We start from the raw sequence: 21,572 nt of genomic DNA on the forward strand, positions 1-21,572 counted from the left end.
CCGGGGGGAGAGCCGGAAAGAGAAAACCATGCTCAAGGATCAACAAGTTGCTGCCGTTCTCCCGGCACAGGATCTGAACCGGGCCCGCGCGTTCTACAGCGAGAAACTCGGTCTTGACCCCGACAACCCGGAGGCGGAGGACAACCTTCAGTACACGTGCGGCGGCGGAACCGGCTTCCTTGTTTATCAAACACCGAACGCCGGAACGGCCAAGAACACGCAAATAGGCTGGATGGTCAGCGACGTGGCGGCCACAGTGGCCGAGTTGCGTGATAAAGGAGTGGTCTTCGAAGACTACGATTTCCCGGGATTGAAAACGGAAAACGGCATAGCCACCATGCCCGACGGCAGCGCCGCGGCCTGGTTCCTGGACAGCGAGGGGAACATCCTTAGCATCAACCAAACCGGCTAGCCGGAAATGACTGTGGGGCCGGCGATGTGCCGGCCCCACAGTCATGCATCCTTCGGGCCCTAGTGGGCGGCGTCCCCTGATTCAGCCCCGGCCATGCTCGGCCCGATTGCTTCCACCGGCTGGGACAGCGGAACTCCCGAACCGTCCCGGCGTCCGTGCTCCACCGGCAAGGCCCTGGCTACGCCTGCCGCCGAGGAAGCCTTCGCCGGACCATGCCCGGCCCACGCAAGCAGCAGGGTGTCCTCGCCCTTGAGGAACCGGTGCGCGCGGACGCCACCAGTGGCCCGGCCCTTCACCGGGTATTCCTCAAAAGCCGTCACCTTGGCGGTCCCCGGCGCGGTTCCCGGCAGGGCGCCGTTGGTGCCGGCAATGGTCACCACGACGGCGGCAGGATCGCCGGCGCGGACCGCGCCGAAGTGGATGACCTCGTCCCCGGCGGCAAGCTTGATGCCTGCCATGCCACCGGCAGTCCTGCCCTGCGGCCGGACGTTGGCGGCACTGAAGCGCAGGAGCTGGGCCTGCTTGGTGATGAAGACGAGGTCGGTGTCGTCCTCCGGCGCGGGCTCGACGGCGAGGACGGCATCTTTGTCCTTGAGGGAAATGATGTCCCAGTCTTCCCGGTTCAACGGGTAATCGGGCTGGACGCGCTTGACCACGCCTTGCACCGTGCCGATGGCCAGGACCGCATCCAGCGGGACGAACGCCACGAGCGTCTCGCCCTTGAGCAGGGTAATGAATTCCTTGGCCGGTACGCCCCCGGCGAGGTTGGGCAGCCCGTTGACAGGCGGCAGGACGGGCATGTCCATTACCTGGAGGCGCAGCATGCGGCCAAGGGACGTGACGGCACCGATTTCACCGCGGGCGGTGGTCTTGACCACTGAGCGGAACACATCGTGCTTGGTGCGCGGACCAGCCTCGGCCAGGGGTTCCTGGTTGGAGGTCCGGGCGATCTGTCCGGAGACACTGAGCAGCGCCCAGCAGGGATCATCCGGAATCTCCAGGGGCAGTGCTGCTGCCTTGCCCTTGGGGCCGGGCGCAGCCATCGACGCCGCGACCGTAGGGGAGACCGCCTCGGATTCCAGGAGCACAGTCCTGCGGGGTGTCCCGTACTTCTCGGCAACGTCGGCCAGCTCTCCCGAGACGAGCTCACGCAAGAGCTGGTCTGAACCAAGAATGGCTTCCAGTGCCTCGATTTCCCGGCGCAGCTCCTCCTGTTCCTTTTCGAGCTCGATCCGTGAGTACTTGGTCAGCTGCCGCAGGCGCAGTTCAAGGATGTAGTTGGCTTGGATTTCCGTGAGGTCGTAAATGGACATCAAACGGTCCCGCGCGGCCGCGGCTTCGTCCGAAGAACGGATGACCTGGATGACTTCGTCGATGTCCACGATCGCAATGAGCAAGCCCTCCACCAAGTGGAGGCGGTCCTTTTTCTTGCCGAGCCGGAAACTGGTCCGGCGCCGCACGACGTCCAGTCGATGGTCCACGTAGACCTGGAGGAGCTGCACCAACCCCAGCGTCTGGGGCTGTCCATCCACGAGGGTGACGTTGTTGATGCCGAACGAGTCTTCCATGGGCGAGTAGCGGTAGAGCTGTTGCAGCACGGCGTTGGGGTTGAAGCCGTTCTTCAACTCGATGACCAGGCGGAGCCCGTGGTTACGGTCGGTCAGGTCCACCACGTCACTGATGCCGGTCAGCTTCTTGGCATTGACGGCATCCTTGATCCGCTCGATCACCTTCTCCGGGCCCACCATGTAGGGGAGCTCCGTCACCACCAGGCCCGTGCGGCGGGCCGTGAGTTGCTCCACTTCCACCTTGGCCCGCGTCTTGAAGGAACCGCGGCCGGTGGCGTACGCATCACGGATGCCGTCCAGGCCAACAATGCGGCCGCCTGTGGGAAGGTCCGGGCCGGGAATGAACCGCATGATGTCATCGAGGGTGGCATCGGGATTGGCAATCAGGTGGCGGGCAGCCGCGATCACTTCCACCAGGTTGTGCGGGGCCATGTTGGTGGCCATGCCCACCGCAATGCCCGTGGTGCCGTTCACCAGCAGGTTGGGGAAGGCCGCCGGAAGAACTTCCGGCTGCGTCAGCTGGTTGTCGTAGTTGGGAACGAAATCCACCACGTTCTCGTCGAGGTGGTCGGTCATGGTCAGGGCCGCAGCCGCGAGCCGGGCTTCCGTGTAGCGGGGAGCCGCCGGGCCGTCGTCGAGCGAGCCAAAGTTGCCGTGGCCGTCGATCAGGGGGAGCCGGAGCGAGAAGTCCTGCGCCATGCGCACCATGGCGTCGTAGATGGCCGCGTCGCCGTGCGGGTGCAGCTTGCCCATGACTTCACCCACCACGCGTGCGCTCTTGACGTGGCCGCGGTCGGGGCGGAGGCCCATGTCGGCCATCATGTAGAGGATGCGCCGCTGTACGGGCTTGAGTCCGTCGCGGGCGTCGGGAAGGGCCCGCGAGTAGATGACCGAGTAGGCGTACTCCAGGAAGGAGCCCTCCATCTCGGAAGTGACGTCAATGTCGACGATCGTCTCGGTGAAATCGCCGAGCGGCTCGCCTTTGCGTGCGGAAGTTTGGCTGCGGGCCATGGGGCAGGTGGATCCTTAAACGTGTACTGCGGATGTTTTAGCTAGGCTAAGCCTATGGTGGATCAGCCCGGGGCCGGCATTTATCCGGAATATTGGGAGGCCGATGTCGTCCTGCGCGACGGCGGAACCGCCCACCTTCGTCCGATTCGACCCGAGGACGCGGATGCACTGCAGGCATTCCACGCCGGCCAGTCGCAGGCCTCCATCTATATGAGGTTCTTCTCCTTCAAGCCCAAGCTGTCCGGCAAGGAAGTCCGGCGGTTCACCGAAGTCGACCACGTCAATCGTGTGGCATTCGTCATCACCATCGGCGGAGAAATCATGGGCGTGGGCCGCTACGACCGGCTCGATGATCCCGCTGAAGCGGAGGTGGCCTTCAATATCTCGGATAAGCACCAAGGCCGGGGAATTGGATCCATCCTCCTGGAGCACCTTGCCGTGGCTGCGCGGGAGAACGGCATCCGGCGGTTCACCGCCGAGGTCCTCCCGGAAAACCGGAAGATGCTCATGGTCTTCGCCGACGCCGGGTACGACCTCACGCGGCAGTTCGACGATGGCGTGGTCAGCGTCGAATTCAACATCGATCCGACCGAAAAATCCCGGGCCGTCATGGAGTCCCGTGAGCACCGCGCGGAGGCGCGCAGCGTACGCGACTTGCTGGCGCCGTCGTCGGTGGCCGTCATCGGTGCCAGCCGCAAGTGGGGAACAGTCGGCTACCAACTGCTGGAGCACATCATCGAGGGCGGCTTCAAGGGCCCGGTTTATGCGGTGAACCCGGAAGCATTCGAACTGGCGGGCATGCTGTCATTCGGCAAGCTGTCCGAGATTCCCGATCCGGTGCAGCTGGCCATCATCGCCGTGCCCTACGAGGAAGTGCCCGCAGTGGTGGCGGACTGCGCTGCCGCCGGCGTCAAAGGGCTCGTCGTGGCCACGGCAGGCTTCGCCGACGACGGCGAACGGGGCCTCGCGCGGCAACACGAGCTGGTCCGGCAGGCCAGGGCGAACGGCATGCGCGTGGTCGGCCCGGAATCCCTCGGAATGCTCAACACGAACCCGGATGTTTCCCTCAACGCGTCCATGGCGCCGTCCATGCCGCCAAGGGGCGGGTTGGGCCTGTTCACGCAGTCGGCCGCAGTCGGGGTGGCCGTGTACGCGGCGGCGAGCCGCAGGCGGCTCGGAATATCCTCCTTCCTTTCCGCGGGGAACCGCGCCGACGTCTCCGGCAATGACGCCATGCAGTACTGGGAAGACGATCCCGATACCTCCGCCGTCGGCTTGTACCTCGAGTCAATCGGCAATCCGCGCAAGTTTTCCCGGCTGGCCCGTCGGTTGTCCCGCAGCAAGCCGGTGATCGTCGCCAAGTCGGACGTCACCGGACTCCGCCTCCCGCCGGGTCATGAGGTGCGTACTACGCAGGCGCCCTCGGCCGCGTTGGATGCCATGATGCGCCAGGCAGGCGTCATCCGGGTGGACACGATCGAACAGTTGATGGACATTGCCCAAGTGGTCTCCACGCAGCCCCTTCCCAACGGTCCCGGAGTGGCGGTCTTTTCCAATTCGGTCGCCTTGGCCACCGTGGTGGCCGATACCGCCGTTCCGGCCGGACTGGACATTGTCCGGACGGTGACGGACGTGGATCTCGACGCCGGAATGTCCGTTGCGCTGCCGGCTTTCCGGGAGCGGGTGCGGGCGGTCCTGGCGGACGACCACGTCAATGCGCTGGTGGCCGCGCTGCTGCCTGCGCGGGGATTGACGGTGGAAGCATTGGCCGGTGTCCTGGCGGAGTGCGCCGAAGAGGCAGGCAAGCCTGTGGTCGCGGCGTTCTCCGGAATCCTTGACGCCTCCATCCATGTGGAAGGCTTGGTGGGCGGGCCCGGCAAGCCCCGGCTCCCTTGCTACTCCAATTCGGGCTCGGCTGTGGCAGCGCTGGCAGCCATCGTCGAATATGCCCAGTGGGTGGGCAGGGACCATGGCCTGTTCGCCGAGCCCGAAGGGTGCGATGCCGATGGGACCCGGGAAACACTGGCCGCGATGCTGTCAGGGGTCACAGGCGAAAAGCTGAGGAAGCTCGACGCCGGTGCTGCCGCAACGTTGCTTTCCGGCTACGGCATCAACGTTGTGCCCACGTTCGGGTTTGGCACGCCGGAGGAGGCCGTGGCAGCAGCCGAATCGATCGGCTGGCCCGTGGTCCTCAAGACGACCGATCCGGCGCTAAGGCACAGGCTGGACCTCGGCGGCGTCCGGTTGGACATTCAGGACGCTGCCTCGCTCCGCCAGAACATCGACCAGATGCACCGGGCTTTGAAGCCCTACGGATCGCCGTCCCTGGAACTACAGGCCATGGCGCCGGTCGGCCAGGCGTGCACCTTCCGGGCCATGGAAGATCCCTTGCTTGGTCCGGTGCTGTCTTTCGGATTGGCCGGTGATGCGGTGAACCTCCTGGAAGACTGGGCCCACCGGGTGCCCCCGTTGTCCGCCGCCGACCTCCATGACATCATCCGGTCCCCGCGGGCCTCCCGGAAACTCTTCGGCTACCAAGGCCTGCCGCCCGTGGACGTGGGCGCGCTGGAAGACATCGCCGCCCGCCTGGCCAAGCTAAAGGACGACCATCCCGGGATCGCGTTGGTTGAGCTCAACCCGGTACTTGCAGGCCCAACAGGTGCCACCATCCTCGGTGCCGATGTGTGGATCGCCAACGCGGCCCAACGCACTGACAGTGCCCGCCGGGCGATGCGGGGCTGACTGCTGCTTGATGCGCGGGTAGACGCGCGGGCCCAGGGGGGTGGGGACAACGGTTAGGAAGTCCTTAGGCGATCTGTGAAAATAAGGGAATGAGCACCCAGTCCCCGACGCCTCAGTCCCGTCCGTCCAACACCGGCCACCATTCCGGGCATAACCACAGCTCACAGGGACAAAGCCTGGACCAGGCGCTGCAGCAGGCGGGCTTCTACCCCCGCCTTGTGGCCGACGTCGTGAACGACGCCCTGGATGGCAGGGACTGCCTGTCACACCTGGTGCACCTGGAAACCCATTTCGACCGTGCCGAGGTCAGGCGCCACATCACCGTTCTGGTGCTCACCGAGGACATGCTGGTCATCACCCATGTGGACGACCAGCAGCTGGACGAAGCCGGTGAGCAGATTGTTGCGCAGATTTCCACGGAGTCCGTGCCCGTGGCGCAAATCCGGTCCGTGGTGCTGAGCTACATCTACGCCCAGCCGCAGGACTACAAACCGTCGGACCCCGTGCGGGAACTGACCGTGTCCATCGCCTGGTCCGGCGGACAGCGATTGGACATGGGGCCGGCCAGTTGCGGTGATCCGCAGTGCGAAGCGGACCACGGCTACACGGGCACCATCGCCCAGGAGGACATTGTCTTGCGCATCAGTGCAGAGGCCGACGGGCTCCAGGCAGTCCAGGACGCGAAAGTTTTCGCGAGGGCTTTGCGCGCTGTCAATACAGGCCAGCAAACACCGGTTCCGCACGCCGGCATCCCCGCTCCGCGGCCACGCTCAGGTGTCTTCAGCAACCGGCTTAGCCGCGGGCACCAGCGTTGAGCGTGGCTGCCCAACCCGATCCCCTTGCGGCGCCCGATCTTCCCTCACCGCCCCTTTTCGGCAGTAAATCCATAGCGGAAGTCTTCACCAGCGCGGCGGCAAGCCTGGGCCTACCGGGGTTCAGCAACCACCTCAAGCTTCCCGCGGCGGACCGTGTTTGCGTGGTCCTGGCGGACGGCTTGGGCCGCGGGCTCCTGAAACAGAAGGCTTCACACACGCCCTTCCTCCGCTCAGTCGTGGCGGCCGGCCAAGGGAGCGTCCCAACCTGGATTGACGCGGCCTTTCCCAGCACCACGGCAGCATCGCTCGCCAGCCTGGGCACAGGCAGGCCGGCCGGCCACCACGGCATGGTGGGGTACGACGTCCTGGACCCGGCACAGGACAAGGTTGTCAATTTGCTGGGCAACTGGGATGCCCTGGTTGATCCCGCTGTTTGGCAGCCGCACCGCACGGTCTTTGAGCAAGTGGCCAACGAGGTCGACGTCGTTACCGTGAGCCTGCCCCAGTTTGGCAATTCACCCATGACCCAGGCCGCTTTGCGGGGCAGCCGCTTCGTCGGCGGGACCACCTTGCATGCACGCACCGCATCCGCAGGCGAGGCGATGGCCGGCAGCCCCCGGTCCCTGATGTACTTCTACGTCAATGAACTGGACAAGGCAGGCCACCGCTACGGCTGCCAGTCCGCACGGTGGGAGCATCAGCTCGAAGAACTCGACGCCACCGTGAAGCGGCTGTCGGCGTCCCTGCCGGCCGGTACCACCATTGTGGTCACGGGAGACCACGGGATGCTCGATGTCCCGGAGTCGCAGCGCCTGGACTATTCGGCAGAGCCCGCGCTGGTGGCAGGTGTCCGGCACACAGCCGGCGAACCCCGCATGGTCCATCTGTACCTCGAACCGGACGCCGGGAACACCGTAAAGGAAGAGCTCATCGCTGCCTGGCGGAAGCGCTTCGGGGAGCGCGTATGGGTCTTCACCCGCGAGCAGGCCATAGCGGCCGGGCTTTTCGGCGAGGTCCAGGCCCAGGTTGCTCCCCGGATCGGTGATGTCATGATCGCGGCCCGGGACACCCTCGCTCTTTACGATGCCCGGCGCGTGCGCCCTGCCGCCATGGAAGTCGTGGGCCAGCATGGTTCCCTGACCAAAGCCGAAAGGGAAGTCCCGTTCCTTTGCTTTACGGCGACCGGCAGAAAAGGCGCCCGTGGCTGAGCTGGTTTTCTTCTCCGGAACGATGGACTGCGGAAAATCCACGCTCGCCCTGCAAATGGATTACAACCACCGGGCCAGGGGCAGGGGAGGGGTGAGGTTCAGCTGCAATGACCGCGCCGGTGACTCCACCATCTCCAGCAGGCTCGGCCTGCAGACGGATGCCGTTGAAGTGCACGGCAGCACAGACTTCTGGGACGAGGTAGTAATCCGCAGAACCAGCGGGCTCCGCGTCGACTACCTCATCTGTGATGAAGCCCAGTTCTATGCCCCCGCGCAAGTGGAGCAATTGGCGCGCCTCGTGGACGAGATGGACGTGGACGTCTTCGCGTTCGGCATCACCGCCGATTTCCGGACCAAGCTGTTTCCCGGGTCCCAGCGGCTGATCGAGCTTGCCGACAGGGTCCAGGTCCTGCAGGTAGAGGCTCTCTGCTGGTGCGGCCGCCGTGCTACCCAGAACGCCAGGACAGTCAACGGCATCATGGTGGTGGAAGGCGAACAGGTGATGGTAGGTGACGTCGCTTCCAGCGGGAGCGACGTGGAACCCGCTGGCCTGGTGGGGTACGAGACCCTGTGCCGGCGGCACTACATGCGGAGGGTTACGGCCCATGGTGCCAACCTCATGGCCGGCTCGGACCAGACGTTGCCGTTCGACGTCGACGCGTGCCTGTGGCCCGGCGCGGGCGACATACGCGCTTAGTCGCCACGCTTAGTCGCCGCGGGCACCAAACACGATCTCGTCCCAGCTGGGGATGCTGGAGCGCTTGGGGCGTGAAGGCTGCCGTTCCACGGGTGCGTCGCCGCCTTTTGCTCCAGGGCGTTCCTTCGCCTCGGTGTCCTGGTGCTCTGTTGCCGTGTGCACGCGTGAGGTCCGGCTTTCCGCAGAGGCCGATCCACCCAACAGCTCATCCAGGCCGGGGCGCTTCACCGTAGCAGCAGGCTTGACACTGTCCTTGGCTTCCTCTTCAGGGTGCGGCTCGCTTGGGGCCTTGCGACCCTCCAAAGGGGCCACAGGACGAAGGGGGCCGGCAACCACGGTGATTTCGCGGGTTTCCGTACTGACGCCGTCGTGCAGCCGGAGGGAATCGTCGGCGTCGTCCGCGTCCGAATGCCGCGGCGCAAGGCTGAGCCTGCTCAACATTGACTGGCGGCTGTCCTTGCGCGCAGGGGGAGACTCGGCAGGGATTTCGACGGCGGCGTCCTGGCCGGTTTCCTCGGCTGACCCGTCGTCCTCGGGCCTCGGGTGGGCCGCTGGCACGTTGCTGAGCAACACGGCCAGGGCGTCGTCCGCGTCCTCGTCCACGCCCAGGCGTTGCCCCCGGCGGGAGCGCAACATCTCCAGGAGGTTATCCGAATCCTTGGCCGCGGCGCGGCCGGCAGCCTGGGCATCGGCTTCGAAGTCGAACGGACGGTCCGAAACCGCCGTCAGGCGACGGGCCGGGACGGGGCCATCAAGGGGCTCGAGTTCGCTGAGCTGCTGCGCCCACCGGTTGGCGTTCTGCAGTGCCTTCCGTTGCGGACTGAAAGTCCACATGGCCGGCGGTTCCTCCCCGATGCTTCCGGCCGCGGCCGGTACGGCCTCGAAACGCGCGACGACGGTCCACGAACCGTCTGCCCGGCGCCAGGAATCCCATTCAACGGTGGAGGGGTCGATGCCGTGTGCCGACAGCCGGTGCCCGACCATCTCTTCAAGGGTGGCGGGGTTGTCCCCGAATGCAGTGCGGTAAGCGTCGTGGCCGGGTACCGGGGAAGCCACTTCAACCTTGCGGGCTTGCTGGGCCACGTAGTCACGCTCAGCGAGGACAGGGCCTTCGTACCGCTGGACGTTGGCCAGGGGGAGGCCGGAAAGTTCGGCGACCTCTGCTGCAGTGGCGCCGCTGCGGATCCGGGCCTGGATGTCCCGGGGCGACATGGCCACGGGAGTGATCGATGCCCGCGCGGCAACCTGGGCAGGGGTCCGGCTCGCCGCGGCACGCAAGGCCTCGTCGATCGGAAGCTGGAACATCGCACCGCCGGGTCCGCTAAGGAGCAGATGCCCGCCGTCGTCGTGGACGCCTACCAGCCGTAGATCCTGCATAACACCCTCCACCACATGGCATAACTGACATTCGAAACTCTGCCACCCAAGCAGGCCTTTTCCTGTTAGGAGAAAGGGCGTGCCGTGATATTGGCGCTCAAAGCGGTGATATTGGCGGCCCATCGAGTCGATCTTGGCGGCGAAGTGCGCCGTTTTTTCCGGGTGCTCGGACCGGTTGCGGACCCTATGGACAAAGCCTGCCGGGAGGAGGAAAATCTGGCCGATAATCGGGCACAAAAACGCGGTGCCCGGCGTTACATGTGAACATACGGGCGTGCCGCCCAGCGAACTGCCCGGCCCAAAACCACTGCCTGTATTAAGGACGAAGAAGGACCATGGCCACGGACTACGATGCCCCTCGGAAGACCGAGGAAGACGTCAGCGAGGACTCCATCGAGGAGCTCAAGACGCGTCAGCCGGGAAAACAATCCTCGGCGGTGGATGTCGACGAGACTGAACTGGCCGAGGGCTTCGAACTCCCCGGAGCGGACCTTTCCGGCGAAGAACTGCTCATCCAGGTGATGCCGCCGCAGGCGGACGAATTCACGTGCTTCAACTGCTTCTTGGTGAAGCACCGTTCACAGATTGCTGCGGAGCGCAACGGGCACCTCTACTGCACGGAGTGCGAGGGCTAAGGGCGCTGTTCCCGGGTTTCGGTCAGGGCCCCGGTTTCGGTCAGGGCAGCCACCAGTTCTTCCGGTCTGCGTGACGACGTGAGCCAATAGGGGGTCCGGTCGGCCGGATCGGTGATCTGGATCTTCACCACGGGATCGATCCAGCCCCGGAAGCACATAAAGGCGAGTCCGTTCAGGCGCGGGCCGCGCTCGGCGGTGGCTTCGGCGCCCCGAAAGGATTCAACGGTCCCGACGAACTTGCGCTCGATGCTGGCCCGCCCGACGCGCAGGTTGGTGCCGGAGACGGTGATAGTGGGTGTCGACAGGATCAGCAGCGTGGCGATGATCGTGAGCAGGACCAGTGCGGCGATGATGCCGGCGGCAGCGCTGATGGGGGAGAACATCAGGATTCCCGCACCCGAAAGCCCCACGGAGATGACCCAGATCCATGGCGAGGGCCAGAGTTTTTCCTTGAAGAGGAACTCCGGCGCCGAAGAAGCGTTCCGGGCAGGCATGGAGGCGGACTGGTCAGGCGTAGGCATGCACCCAGCTTATCCGTCGGCGTGGACCCACGTAGAATGGACGACTGTGAGCAACGAGACCGCAGTATTCAGCACAGACGCCGGCGCAAGCGGGGCGGGAACCGACAACCATGGGACCTATGGAGCTCCTACGCTCGAGGTCCGGTTGAAGATGCTTGACGAGGGACTCGAAGCACCGTCCTACGCCCACCCCGGTGATGCCGGCGCCGACCTCCGCGCCCGTGAAGACGTTTATCTTGCACCGGGGGAACGGAAGCTGGTTCCCACTGGCGTTTCCATTGCCCTGCCCAACGGTTTCGTGGCGCTGATCCACCCCCGTTCCGGATTGGCCACCAAGCACGGCCTGACCGTTGTCAACGCCCCCGGCACCGTGGACGCAGGCTACCGTGGCGAAATCGCCGTGACGCTCCTGAACACGGACCTGCACAAGGCCATCGAACTGAAGCGCGGCGATAGAATTGCCCAAATGGTGATCCAGCGCGTTGAGTACGCGCGCTTCGTGGCCGTCGACGAACTGAGCGGGTCGGCACGGGGTGCCGGTGGCTTCGGTTCCACCGGAGGCTTCGCCACGCCCGTCGCCTGATCCGGGGCAGGCGACCCGCCAAGGCATACATTTCACGCGTGAAAGAGCAGCCCCTCCGGCATTGCCGTACTTTGACGCGGTTGCGGTTTACTGGGGGATAGACCACTACTAAGGAGACAACCCACATGGTTTTTGGGCGCAAGAAGTCCAAGGCTGACCGGCCTGAATCCGCAGACTCCGAGCTGGAAAGCACCGGCGGCTCCGCAGCGGGAGAACCCGGCAAGGGCGACCTCCGCCAGAGCAAGGGCCCGTGGGACATCGACGAAGTGGAGGACCGCGACGGCTACGTCGACCTGGGCGCCCTCCTGATCGCTCCCACCGAAGGCCTGCAGTTGCGGCTCGAGGTGGAGGAAGCCACGCAGCGCGTGGTGGCAGTCACCATGGACCTGGGCGGTTCGAGCCTCCAGCTCCAGGCATTTGCCGCGCCACGCTCCGAGGGCCTCTGGGAGGAGATCCGGGAGCAGATCAGCCAGTCCGTGGCCAGCCAGGGCGGTGAATCGGAAGAGATCGAAGGCGCTTTCGGAATCGAACTGGTCGCCAAGCTTCCCGCCGAAGCCGCCGATGGCAGCCGCGGGTACCGTGCTGCCCGCTTCATGGGAGTGGACGGCCCGCGCTGGTTCCTTCGGGGCGTTCTTGGCGGAGCTGCGGCCCTGGAGCGCGAGGCTGCTGCCCCGCTGGAGGATCTCTTCCGCCAAGTGGTGGTGGTCCGCGGTGGAAACCCGATGCCGCCAAGGGAACTGCTCCAGTTGCGCCTGCCCAAGGATGCCGCGGCCCAACCGCCGGCGCCCCAGGGTGGACCCGGGGTCCAGCGTCCGGAACGGGGCCCGGAGATCACCCAGATTGGCTGAATCACCAGGGCTGCCCCCCCGGGGAGGCCGCTCCGGGCCTTCCGGTCAGGGCATTAAGGACTTGCCGGTCCGCGGCAGGGCCACCTGTACGGGTTTTATTGAGTCCGTCACCCATCAGCCGCCCAGCGAGCAACCGTTCTTCTCCGCAATCGTGGTTGATGCGTTGGAGCATGGCTCATTGTTGGCGGGCAGGGGCGGCAGTTCCCGGAAGTCCTACCAGCGGCTGCGCGTCGTGTGGTTGGGCCGCACCCGGGTGCCCGGCATCGAAGCCGGTGTCCAGCTGCGTTTGAACGGCATGGTGGCCCCGGTCGGCGGGCTTCCCACCATGTTCAACCCCCGGTACGAAATACTTTCCCGTCAGGAGAACCCATGACCGTGGCCAACGGATCCGATCCTAAAGACGGCAACCCGCCACAGCCGCCCTCCGAAGGCACTTCGGCCGGCCCGGCTGCCGATCACCGGCGGGTTGCCCCTGAACCCGGAACCGCAAATCCTACTGTGGCGGACCTCGCAGCGGGCTACGCCCAAAAAGCGGGCCTGCACCGCAACAGCGCCGGCCATGTTGACATGCTGAAGTCGGCCGGCGGAATCCAGGGAATTGCCGAAAGTATCCTGCCCGGCCTGGTCTTCCTGGTGGCTTTTACCATTACCCGGGACCTGACCCTCTCCTTGGTCGGCGCCCTGGCTGCTGCCGCCGTCTTCACGGTGGTGCGGTTGGTACAAAAGCGGCCGTTGACCCAAGCGCTGGCCGGCGTGGTCGGCGTCGGTATTTCCGCGTGGCTGGCCAACAGCACCGGCAAGGCCGAAGACTTCTATGTCCTGGGTTTCCTGACCAATGCCGCTTACATAGCGGGCATGGTCCTGTCCATCATCCTCAAATGGCCCCTCGCCGGGCTGCTGTTCGGCTTTGTCCGGAACGAAGGGCTGGACTGGCGCAAGGACCCCGAACGCCTGCGGGTCTATCAGCTGGGCACATGGATTGTGGTGGCCGTCCTGGCACTGCGCCTTGTAGTGCAGGTTCCGCTGTACCTCATGGGTGAGGAAGGGCTGACCGCGCTTGCCACCACGAGGCTCCTCATGGGCGCGCCGCTGTACATTTTGGGACTGTGGGTTGCCTGGCTGGTCACCAAGCCTGCGCCTCAGCCGTCGAAGCCGTCATCCTCCACGGACTGATCCGGGACCGGAACTGCTCCCTCGCGATGGCCGCTGCCGTCCGTTGATCCCGGGGAGAGCAGCGCGCGCAGCCCGTCTTCAGCCGCGATCGTGGTGACGAAGAAGAGCTCGTCGCCGCCGTCCAGGACGTCGTCGCGGCTCGGCGTGATGGGGGCTTGATCGCGGAGGATGGCCACCAACGTGGCGTCTTCCGGCCACTCGATGTCTCCCACCGTGCTGCCGATGATGTGCGAGTCGTGCGGCACGGTGAACTCGACGATCGACGCCACGCCCGTCTGCAGCGTCAGGAGCCGGACGATGTCCCCGATCTCGACGGCCTCTTCAACCAGCGCAGTCATCAATTGCGGAGTATTGACTGCGACGTCCACGCCCCAGGAGTCGTTGAACATCCAGTCGTTCTTGGGATTGTTGACCCGGCCGACGGTTCGTCCCACGCCGAATTCGGTCTTGGCGAGCAGGGAAACCACCAGGTTCACCTTGTCGTCGCCGGTGGCGGAAACCACGACGTCGGCGTCCTCCAGTTTGGCGTCCTGCAGGGTGCTGAGTTCGCAGGCATCGCCCACCAGCCATCGGGCACCGCGGAGTCCGCTGCGGCCGATGACCTCGGGTTTCAGGTCGATGAGGAGTATTTGGTGGTTGTGGGCCAGGAGTTCGCGCGCAATGGAGGATCCAACGCTGCCGGCGCCGACGATGACAACTTTCACTACGACTCCTTGGCAGGTGCTTTGGCGAGGACACGGCTGATCTCGGTTGTCCTGTCAACGCTGATCATCGCGTGGACGGTGTCACCCTCCTGGTAGGACGTTCCGGGCCCGGGAAGGAGGCCTTCCCCGAACCGGGTGAGAAACGCGATCCGGATGCCGGCTGCAGCCTCAATGGCGGCGAGGTTCTGGCCTATCCAACCGTCGTGGAGGTCCACTTCGGCCAGCACCAGCCGGCCGGACGGTTCCCGGTAGTCACCGGCAAGGTGTTGCTCGGGGAGGATGCGGCGCAGGACCTGGTCCGCGCTCCACCGCACCGCCGCCACGGTGGGGATGCCAAGGCGCTGGTAGATTTCCGCGCGGCCGGGGTCGTAGATGCGGGCCACAACGTGCGCGACGTGGAACGTTTCCCGTGCCACGCGGGTGGCCAGGATGTTGGAGTTATCGCCGCTGGAAACGGCCGCGAATGCGTAGGCCTCTTCAACGCCGGCTTGCTTGAGGGTATCGCGGTCGAAGCCGACGCCCGTTACTTTGCGGCCGGTAAAAGTGTTGCGGAGGCGGCGGAAGGCCCGCTCGTCCTGGTCAATGATGGCCACCGAGTGGCCGGAGTCTTCCAAGGTGTGTGCCAAGGTTGCGCCAACACGGCCACAACCCATGATCACGAAGTGCGCCACCGTGTCTCCTTTTTGATGTATCCGAACCGCTCCGTATGACTTTACCGGTGCGAACGTCGCGTTGACGTTACCGCAGTCATGACACCGCCGGGGTTTGCCGTCATGACATCGCCGGGGATTCAGAGTAGCTTTGCGGAGTGCTGACAATACTGAATGCGGCCAAGCGGGTATTGGTGGGTCGGCCGGTCCGGAATGACCGCTTGTCCCACACCTTGCTGCCCAAACGCATTGCGCTGCCGGTCTTCGCCTCGGATGCGCTTTCTTCCGTGGCCTACGCGCCGGATGAGATCCTTCTGACCCTCGCCCTGGCCGGGGTCAGTGCCGTTGCCTTTTCGCCGCTGGTGGGACTCGCCGTCATGGTGGTCTTGCTCACGGTGGTTGCTTCCTACCGGCAGAACGTCCACGCCTACCCGTCCGGTGGCGGCGACTACGAGATCGCCAATGTCAACCTGGGCAAGTATGCGGGACTCACCGTGGCGTCGGCACTGTTGGTGGACTACGTCCTCACGGTTGCCGTGTCCATGTCATCGGCGGCCACGTACCTGACCACTGCCATCCCTTCACTGCACGGCCAGCAGGCCCTCATTGCGAGTGTCGGCGTCGTGGTCCTTGCCTTGGTGAACCTGCGCGGCGTCAAGGAGGCCGGCAGCGTCTTTGCCGTGCCGACCTACATCTTCATGGCCTCCATCCTGGGCATGACGGTGGTTGGCATCTTCCAGGCGCTGACCGGGCAGCTGGGTGAGGCTCCCTCAGCCAACTTCACGATTGTTCCGCAGCCCGGATTCGACGAAGGACTGGTGGGCCTCGCCGGCGCCTTCCTGCTCCTGCGTGCGTTCTCCTCCGGTGCGGCTGCGCTGACCGGCGTCGAGGCCATCAGCAACGGCGTGCCCAACTTCCAGAAGCCGAAGAGCAAGAACGCAGCCACGACGCTGCTGTTGCTGGGGGCCATCGCAGCAGCCATGCTGGCCGGCATCCTATATTTGGCCAATGCCACCAAGGTGCACATCGTCCTGGACCCTGCAACCGAGTTCCTGGTGGACGGCAAGCCCCTCCCTGAGGGATACATCCAGAACCCTGCCATCAGCCAGATCGCAGACACGATCTTCGGTGCAGGGTCGATTCCTTTCTACATTGTGGTTGCAGCCACCGGCATCATCCTGGTGTTTGCCTCCAATACCGCCTTCAACGGCTTTCCGGTCCTCGGTTCGATCCTCGCCCAGGACGGATACCTCCCCAGGCAGCTCCGCACGCGTGGCGACAGGCTGGCGTTCAGCAACGGCGTCCTGGCATTGGCCGCGGGCGCGTTGGTGCTGATCCTTTCGTTCGATGCCGATGTCACCAAGCTCATCCAGCTGTACATCGTGGGCGTGTTCATCTCGTTCACGGCGAGCCAGCTGGGCATGGTGCGGCACTGGGGCCGCGAGTTGAAACTCGTCCGGGACAAAGCCCTCCGGCGGAGGATGATCAAATCACGCACCATCAACATGGTGGGCTTCGGCATGACTGCGCTGGTGCTGGTGATCGTGTTGATCACCAAGTTCGAACAGGGCGCGTGGATCGCCCTCCTGGCCATGTTCATCCTGTTCCTGATCATGTGGAGCATCCGGGCCCACTATGACAACGTCGCCAAGGAACTGGCCGTCGACGAAGACTCTTCGCCCCGCGCACTGCCCACACGGGTGCACGCAGTCCTGCTGGTCTCCCATGTCCGTAAACCGGTGCTTCGTGCGCTTGCCTATGCCCGTGCATCCCGTCCTTCCCGCCTGGACGCCATCACGGTGGACATCAACGCAGAAGAGACTGAGCATACGGTCCGGGATTGGGAGAAGCTGGAAATTCCCGTACCCTTGACTGTCCTCGCCAGTCCCTACCGCGAGACGGTAACGCCCATCATGGAATACATCAAGAACATGCGGAAAGACTCTCCGCGGGACCTGATCGTGGTGTACATCCCCGAATACGTGGTGGGCAAATGGTGGGAACAGCTGGTCCATAACCAAACCGCACTGAGAATCAAGACGCGGCTCCACTTCGAACCCGGTGTCATGGTCGCCAGCGTTCCGTGGCAGCTGAAGTCCTCCGAAGAAGCAAAGGCACTGCAGGATACCCAATGACCCCCAAGGAAACTTCCACCCGGTCCCACGAAGCGGGCAGCCAGCGCGCTCCAGGCACAGAACTGGTGGTGGACATCGGTCCTATTGCCCACGGGGGCCACTTCGTGGCACGGCATGAGGGGCGGGTCATCTTCGTCCGCCACGGAATACCCGGCGAAAAGGCACGTATCCGGCTTACCGACTCCGGTGCGGAATCGCGCTTCTGGCGTGCCGACGTCGTCGACGTCCTGGAACCTTCACCCGACCGCGTGCCGCACATCTGGAAGAGCGCCGATTCACCCTCCGCCTGGCGGCGCGGTGGCCCGCCCGTGGGCGGCGCTGAGCTCGGGCACATTGCCTTGGAGCGGCAACGCTCACTTAAGTCCGAGGTTCTCGCCGAACAGTTGAAACGGTTGGCGGGAGTGGAACTGTCCGTGCCTGTCGAGGCTGTGGGAAACGACGACGACGGCGGCCTCGGCTGGCGTACGCGTGCCGCCTTTGCGGTCACGGACAACGGCCGGCTGGGTATGCACGCCCACCGTTCGGACGTTGTGGTTCCGGTGCGGGAGATGCCGCTTGCCCACCCCGGCATCAATCAGCTGCGGTTGTGGGAGGTGGACCTGACCGGGATCGAGCGCGTGGAAGTCGCCGCGCCTGCCAACGGTTCGAGGCCTCTGGTGCTCTTGGCTCCCCGCGAAGGGACAAGCCCCAAGCGCCTGCACTCCATAGCGTCCGCCTTGCCGGAGGACGTGTCGGTTGCCGGCTTCGAACCCAACGGACAGGTGGTCCGGCTCCGCGGCAGGACCTGGGTGCAGGAATCGGCGGCGGGCCACGAATACCGGGTGACGGGGGAGGGGTTCTGGCAAATCCACAAGGATGCACCCGCCACGTTGGTCAATGCGGTCACCGACTACCTCTCGGGCGGGGTCTACCTCCAGCCCGGTGCTGTCGTCGCGGACCTCTATGCCGGTGCCGGGCTGTTCACGGCACCCCTCGCTGATGCCGTGGGAATTACCGGTTCGGTGCTTTCGGTGGAGGGTTCGCCGGGAACGAGCCGCGACGCGAAGAAGAACCTCCATGGCCAAAGCCAGGTCGAAATCGTGCAGGGGCGCGTTGAGCGCGTACTCCACCAGCGGCAGAGGAACTTTGATGCCCTCATCCTGGACCCGCCCCGGGCAGGGGCGGGCAAGGCCGTGGTTCGGCAGCTCATGGAGAGCGGCCCCCGTGCAATTGCCTATGTGTCATGCGATCCGGCATCGTTTGCGCGTGATTTGGGTTACTTCCAGCGGGGTGGCTGGCAGCTGTCGGAACTGCGGGCGTTCGACCTGTACCCGCACACCCATCACATGGAAACGGTGGGCTTGCTCATCCCCGGAGCATAGGTCCGGGGGCAACAGGCCCGCACAGTAGTGGGGCAATAGTGATTCGAGCCACTACGATTGCCTTTAAGTAGTCCCGCTCCGTTCAGTGCCGCGGTTGGATCCCGGCCTTCGGGCCGGGGTGATCAAGAGCACGTGCCGCGGGACCAAGTTAGGGCTGCCTAACTGGCCTGCGGCCAACCACGCGACAAAGATGAAACTGTTGCGAGAGGAGTCCTGCCATGAGCACTGTGGACAGCTTCGGTTCCAAAGGCGTACTGAATGTAGCCGGCACCGATTATGAAATTTTCCGGTTGAACTCCGTAGAGGGCGCAGACAGCCTTCCGTTCAGCCTCAAGGTATTGCTTGAAAACCTCCTGCGGACCGAAGATGGCGCCAATATAACGGCTGACCACGTCCGCGCCCTGGCCGGTTGGGACCCCAATGCGGAGCCCGACACGGAAATCCAGTTCACCCCGGCCCGCGTCATCATGCAGGACTTCACCGGCGTGCCCTGCGTAGTGGACCTTGCCACCATGCGTGAAGCCGTGAAGGAACTCGGCGGCGACCCCAAGCGCGTCAACCCGCTGGCACCTGCCGAAATGGTCATCGACCACTCCGTCCAGATCGACGCCTTCGGCAACGCCGGCGCGCTGGAGCGCAACATGGAGATCGAATACCAGCGCAACGGTGAGCGTTACCAGTTCCTGCGCTGGGGACAAACCGCGTTCGACGACTTCAAGGTTGTTCCCCCGGGAACCGGAATCGTCCACCAGGTCAACATCGAATACCTGGCACGCACCGTCATGACCCGTGAAGTGGACGGCGCGCTCCGCGCTTACCCGGACACCTGCGTTGGTACCGACTCGCACACCACCATGGTCAACGGCCTGGGCGTGCTGGGTTGGGGCGTCGGCGGCATCGAGGCCGAAGCAGCGATGCTCGGCCAGCCTGTTTCCATGCTCATCCCGCGCGTCGTTGGCTTCAAGCTCAGCGGCAGCATCCCCGCCGGTGCCACCGCTACCGACGTCGTCCTGACCATCACCGAAATGCTTCGCAAGCACGGTGTTGTGGGCAAGTTCGTTGAGTTCTACGGTGAAGGCGTAGCCGCCGTGCCGCTGGCCAACCGCGCCACCATCGGCAACATGAGCCCGGAATTCGGTTCCACCGCAGCCATGTTCCCGATCGACGACGTCACCCTCGACTACCTGCGCCTGACCGGCCGTTCCCAAGAGAACATCGCACTGGTTGAGGCGTACGCCAAGGAACAGGGCCTCTGGCACGATCCTTCCCGCGAACTCCGCTTCTCCGAGTTCCTGGAACTGGACCTCTCCACCGTGGTTCCCTCCATCTCCGGACCGAAGCGTCCCCAGGACCGCATCGAGCTCAGCGATGCGAAGGAGCAGTTCCGCAAGGACATCCACAACTACGTCACCATCGAAGACGGCAGCGTGGATGAGGCGCTTGACGAGTCCTTCCCGGCCTCGGACGCTCCGTCCTTCACGCACGCGGACTCGCACACCACCGAGACCGCACGCGCCGCCTCCGCGGCCAACGGTGCGAACGGCCGCCCGTCGTCGCCCGTCCAGGTAAAGACGGCCGATGGCCGCGAGTTCGAGCTGGACCACGGCGCCGTTTCGATCGCGTCGATCACCTCCTGCACCAACACGTCCAACCCTTCGGTCATGCTTGCTGCCGCGCTCCTGGCACGCAACGCCGTGGACAAGGGCCTGACGTCCAAGCCGTGGGTCAAGACTTCCGTCGCACCCGGCTCCAAGGTCGTCACGGACTACTACGAGAAGTCCGGCCTGACCCCGTACCTGGAGAAGCTCGGCTTCTACATCGTCGGTTACGGCTGCGCCACCTGCATCGGTAACTCCGGCCCGCTGGAGCCGGAAATCTCCGAGGCCATCCAGGCCAACGACCTCTCCGTTACGGCTGTCCTGTCGGGTAACCGCAACTTCGAAGGCCGCATCAACCCTGACGTCAAGATGAACTACCTGGCCTCCCCGCCGCTGGTCATCGCGTACGCCCTGGCCGGCACCATGGACTTCGACTTCGAAACCGATGCCCTTGGCACGGACTCCGAAGGCAACGAGGTATTCCTCAAGGACATCTGGCCGAACCCCACCGAGGTGCAGGAAGTCATCGACTCCTCCATCGACAAGGGCATGTTCGTCAAGGGTTACGAGGGTGTCTTCGAAGGTGACGAGCGCTGGAAGGCCCTCGATACCCCCGCCGGAGATACCTTCGCTTGGGCAGAGGACTCCACCTACGTGCGGAAGCCCCCGTACTTCGAAGGCATGAAGGCCCAGCCGGACCCCGTCCAGGACATCACTGGCGCCCGCGTCCTGCTGAAGCTCGGCGATTCGGTCACCACCGACCACATCTCCCCGGCCGGCTCCTTCAAGTCGGACACCCCTGCCGGCCAGTACCTGCTGGCTAACGGCGTGGAGCGCAAGGACTTCAACTCCTACGGCTCGCGCCGTGGCAACCACGAGGTCATGATCCGCGGTACGTTCGCCAACATCCGCATCAAGAACCAGCTTCTGGATGGCGTCGAGGGTGGCTTCACCCGCGACTTCACCCAGGACGGCGGTCCCCAGGCCTACGTTTACGACGCAGCCCAGAACTACCAGGCAGCCGGCACCCCGCTGGTTGTGCTGGCAGGCAAGGAATACGGTTCCGGTTCGTCCCGTGACTGGGCAGCCAAGGGCACCGCGCTCCTGGGTGTCAAGGCAGTCATCGCCGAAAGCTACGAGCGTATCCACCGCTCCAACCTGATCGGCATGGGCGTCCTTCCGTTGCAGTTCCCCGCAGGGGAGTCCGCTGCGACCCTCGGCCTGACCGGTACGGAGACCTTCTCCGTGGAGGGCGTGACCGAACTCAACAACGGCACCACGCCCAAGACGCTGAAGGTCACTGCAACGGCCGAGGACGGATCGTCCAAGTCCTTCGACGCAGTGCTTCGCATCGATACCCCGGGTGAAGCCGATTACTACCGCAACGGCGGTATCCTGCAGTACGTGCTGCGCCAGATCTCCGCATAAGGAATCGGCAGGCCTACCGTCGAATTACCCGCCAGGCAGCCCCTGCTGGTCCTCGACCGGCAGGGGCTGCCTGCTTTTTATTGCCGGAGCAGCCACGCACGATCAT

At 64.8% G+C, this 21,572-nt stretch carries 18 protein-coding genes; 13 read left to right on the forward strand and 5 right to left on the reverse strand.

Going from position 1 to position 21,572, the window contains the following annotated elements; all coding sequences use genetic code 11:
• Positions 1–28: 28 nt before the first annotated feature.
• Positions 29–412, forward strand: a complete 384-nt coding sequence (locus QN084_RS19980) for a VOC family protein (RefSeq protein ID WP_021473116.1) — start codon at positions 29–31, stop codon at positions 410–412.
• A gap of 59 nt (positions 413–471) precedes the next feature.
• Here the strand turns inward: QN084_RS19980 and QN084_RS19985 are convergent, their stop codons facing one another.
• Entirely contained in the window at positions 472–2,991 is a 2,520-nt protein-coding gene (locus QN084_RS19985) for a DNA gyrase/topoisomerase IV subunit A (RefSeq protein WP_062096176.1), read from the reverse strand.
• 54 nt (positions 2,992–3,045) lie between these two features.
• Between QN084_RS19985 and QN084_RS19990 the strand changes: the two genes are divergently transcribed.
• From QN084_RS19990 to QN084_RS20005, 4 genes are all read left to right on the forward strand, one after another.
• Positions 3,046–5,733: a bifunctional acetate--CoA ligase family protein/GNAT family N-acetyltransferase gene (locus tag QN084_RS19990; protein WP_069695717.1), complete on the forward strand. Its 2,688-nt coding sequence runs from the start codon at positions 3,046–3,048 to the stop codon at positions 5,731–5,733.
• Between the two features lie 89 nt (positions 5,734–5,822).
• Entirely contained in the window at positions 5,823–6,548 is a 726-nt protein-coding gene (locus QN084_RS19995) for a DUF5998 family protein (protein WP_021473113.1), read from the forward strand.
• On the forward strand, positions 6,545–7,756 hold the full coding sequence (locus QN084_RS20000; protein WP_043427171.1) for an alkaline phosphatase family protein: 1,212 nt from the start codon (positions 6,545–6,547) through the stop codon (positions 7,754–7,756). Before QN084_RS19995 ends, QN084_RS20000 begins: the two co-directional genes overlap by 4 nt.
• A complete protein-coding gene (locus QN084_RS20005; RefSeq protein ID WP_021473111.1) occupies positions 7,749–8,453 on the forward strand; it encodes a thymidine kinase in 705 nt (234 codons plus the stop codon). Before QN084_RS20000 ends, QN084_RS20005 begins: the two co-directional genes overlap by 8 nt.
• A gap of 9 nt (positions 8,454–8,462) precedes the next feature.
• On the opposite strand, the gene sepH is transcribed toward QN084_RS20005, so the two are convergent.
• Positions 8,463–9,830: a septation protein SepH gene (gene sepH, locus QN084_RS20010; protein ID WP_021473110.1), complete on the reverse strand. Its 1,368-nt coding sequence runs from the start codon at positions 9,828–9,830 to the stop codon at positions 8,463–8,465.
• A gap of 335 nt (positions 9,831–10,165) precedes the next feature.
• Here sepH and QN084_RS20015 point away from each other — a divergent pair, with 335 nt between their 5' ends.
• A complete protein-coding gene (locus QN084_RS20015) occupies positions 10,166–10,465 on the forward strand; it encodes a DUF4193 domain-containing protein (protein ID WP_021473108.1) in 300 nt (99 codons plus the stop codon).
• Here the strand turns inward: QN084_RS20015 and QN084_RS20020 are convergent.
• Positions 10,462–10,959, reverse strand: a complete 498-nt coding sequence (locus tag QN084_RS20020) for a DUF3093 domain-containing protein (RefSeq protein ID WP_052474229.1) — start codon at positions 10,957–10,959, stop codon at positions 10,462–10,464. The two genes, QN084_RS20015 and QN084_RS20020, sit on opposite strands and share 4 nt — an antisense overlap.
• 73 nt (positions 10,960–11,032) lie before the next feature.
• Between QN084_RS20020 and dut the strand changes: the two genes are divergently transcribed.
• From dut to QN084_RS20040, 4 genes are all read left to right on the forward strand, one after another.
• A complete protein-coding gene (gene dut, locus QN084_RS20025) occupies positions 11,033–11,569 on the forward strand; it encodes a dUTP diphosphatase (protein ID WP_021473106.1) in 537 nt (178 codons plus the stop codon).
• Between the two features lie 125 nt (positions 11,570–11,694).
• Complete coding sequence (locus QN084_RS20030; protein WP_021473105.1) at positions 11,695–12,417, forward strand: DUF3710 domain-containing protein; 723 nt, start codon at positions 11,695–11,697, stop codon at positions 12,415–12,417.
• Positions 12,410–12,790 carry a hypothetical protein gene (locus QN084_RS20035; RefSeq protein WP_242703102.1) on the forward strand — a complete coding sequence of 127 codons (381 nt, stop codon included), beginning with the start codon at positions 12,410–12,412 and terminating at the stop codon, positions 12,788–12,790. The genes QN084_RS20030 and QN084_RS20035 overlap by 8 nt, the downstream gene beginning before the upstream one ends.
• Positions 12,787–13,590, forward strand: a complete 804-nt coding sequence (locus QN084_RS20040; protein ID WP_069695716.1) for a DUF3159 domain-containing protein — start codon at positions 12,787–12,789, stop codon at positions 13,588–13,590. Before QN084_RS20035 ends, QN084_RS20040 begins: the two co-directional genes overlap by 4 nt.
• Here QN084_RS20040 and QN084_RS20045 read toward each other — a convergent pair.
• Positions 13,557–14,294 (reverse strand): potassium channel family protein, encoded by a 738-nt coding sequence (locus tag QN084_RS20045; RefSeq protein WP_021473102.1) that lies wholly within the window; start codon positions 14,292–14,294, stop codon positions 13,557–13,559. The two genes, QN084_RS20040 and QN084_RS20045, sit on opposite strands and share 34 nt — an antisense overlap.
• On the reverse strand, positions 14,294–14,965 hold the full coding sequence (locus tag QN084_RS20050; protein WP_021473101.1) for a potassium channel family protein: 672 nt from the start codon (positions 14,963–14,965) through the stop codon (positions 14,294–14,296). The genes QN084_RS20045 and QN084_RS20050 overlap by 1 nt, the downstream gene beginning before the upstream one ends.
• Before the next feature lie 137 nt (positions 14,966–15,102).
• Between QN084_RS20050 and QN084_RS20055 the strand changes: the two genes are divergently transcribed.
• From QN084_RS20055 to acnA, 3 genes are all read left to right on the forward strand, one after another.
• Positions 15,103–17,079 (forward strand): APC family permease, encoded by a 1,977-nt coding sequence (locus QN084_RS20055; protein ID WP_069695715.1) that lies wholly within the window; start codon positions 15,103–15,105, stop codon positions 17,077–17,079.
• Positions 17,076–18,440: a class I SAM-dependent RNA methyltransferase gene (locus QN084_RS20060; protein WP_069695714.1), complete on the forward strand. Its 1,365-nt coding sequence runs from the start codon at positions 17,076–17,078 to the stop codon at positions 18,438–18,440. The genes QN084_RS20055 and QN084_RS20060 overlap by 4 nt, the downstream gene beginning before the upstream one ends.
• Before the next feature lie 218 nt (positions 18,441–18,658).
• Positions 18,659–21,466 carry an aconitate hydratase AcnA gene (gene acnA, locus QN084_RS20065; RefSeq protein ID WP_285750635.1) on the forward strand — a complete coding sequence of 936 codons (2,808 nt, stop codon included), beginning with the start codon at positions 18,659–18,661 and terminating at the stop codon, positions 21,464–21,466.
• Positions 21,467–21,572 lie beyond the last annotated feature (106 nt).

Source organism: Paenarthrobacter sp. R1, from assembly GCF_030264015.1.
GTDB classification, from domain to species: Bacteria; Actinomycetota; Actinomycetes; order Actinomycetales; family Micrococcaceae; genus Arthrobacter; species Arthrobacter ureafaciens.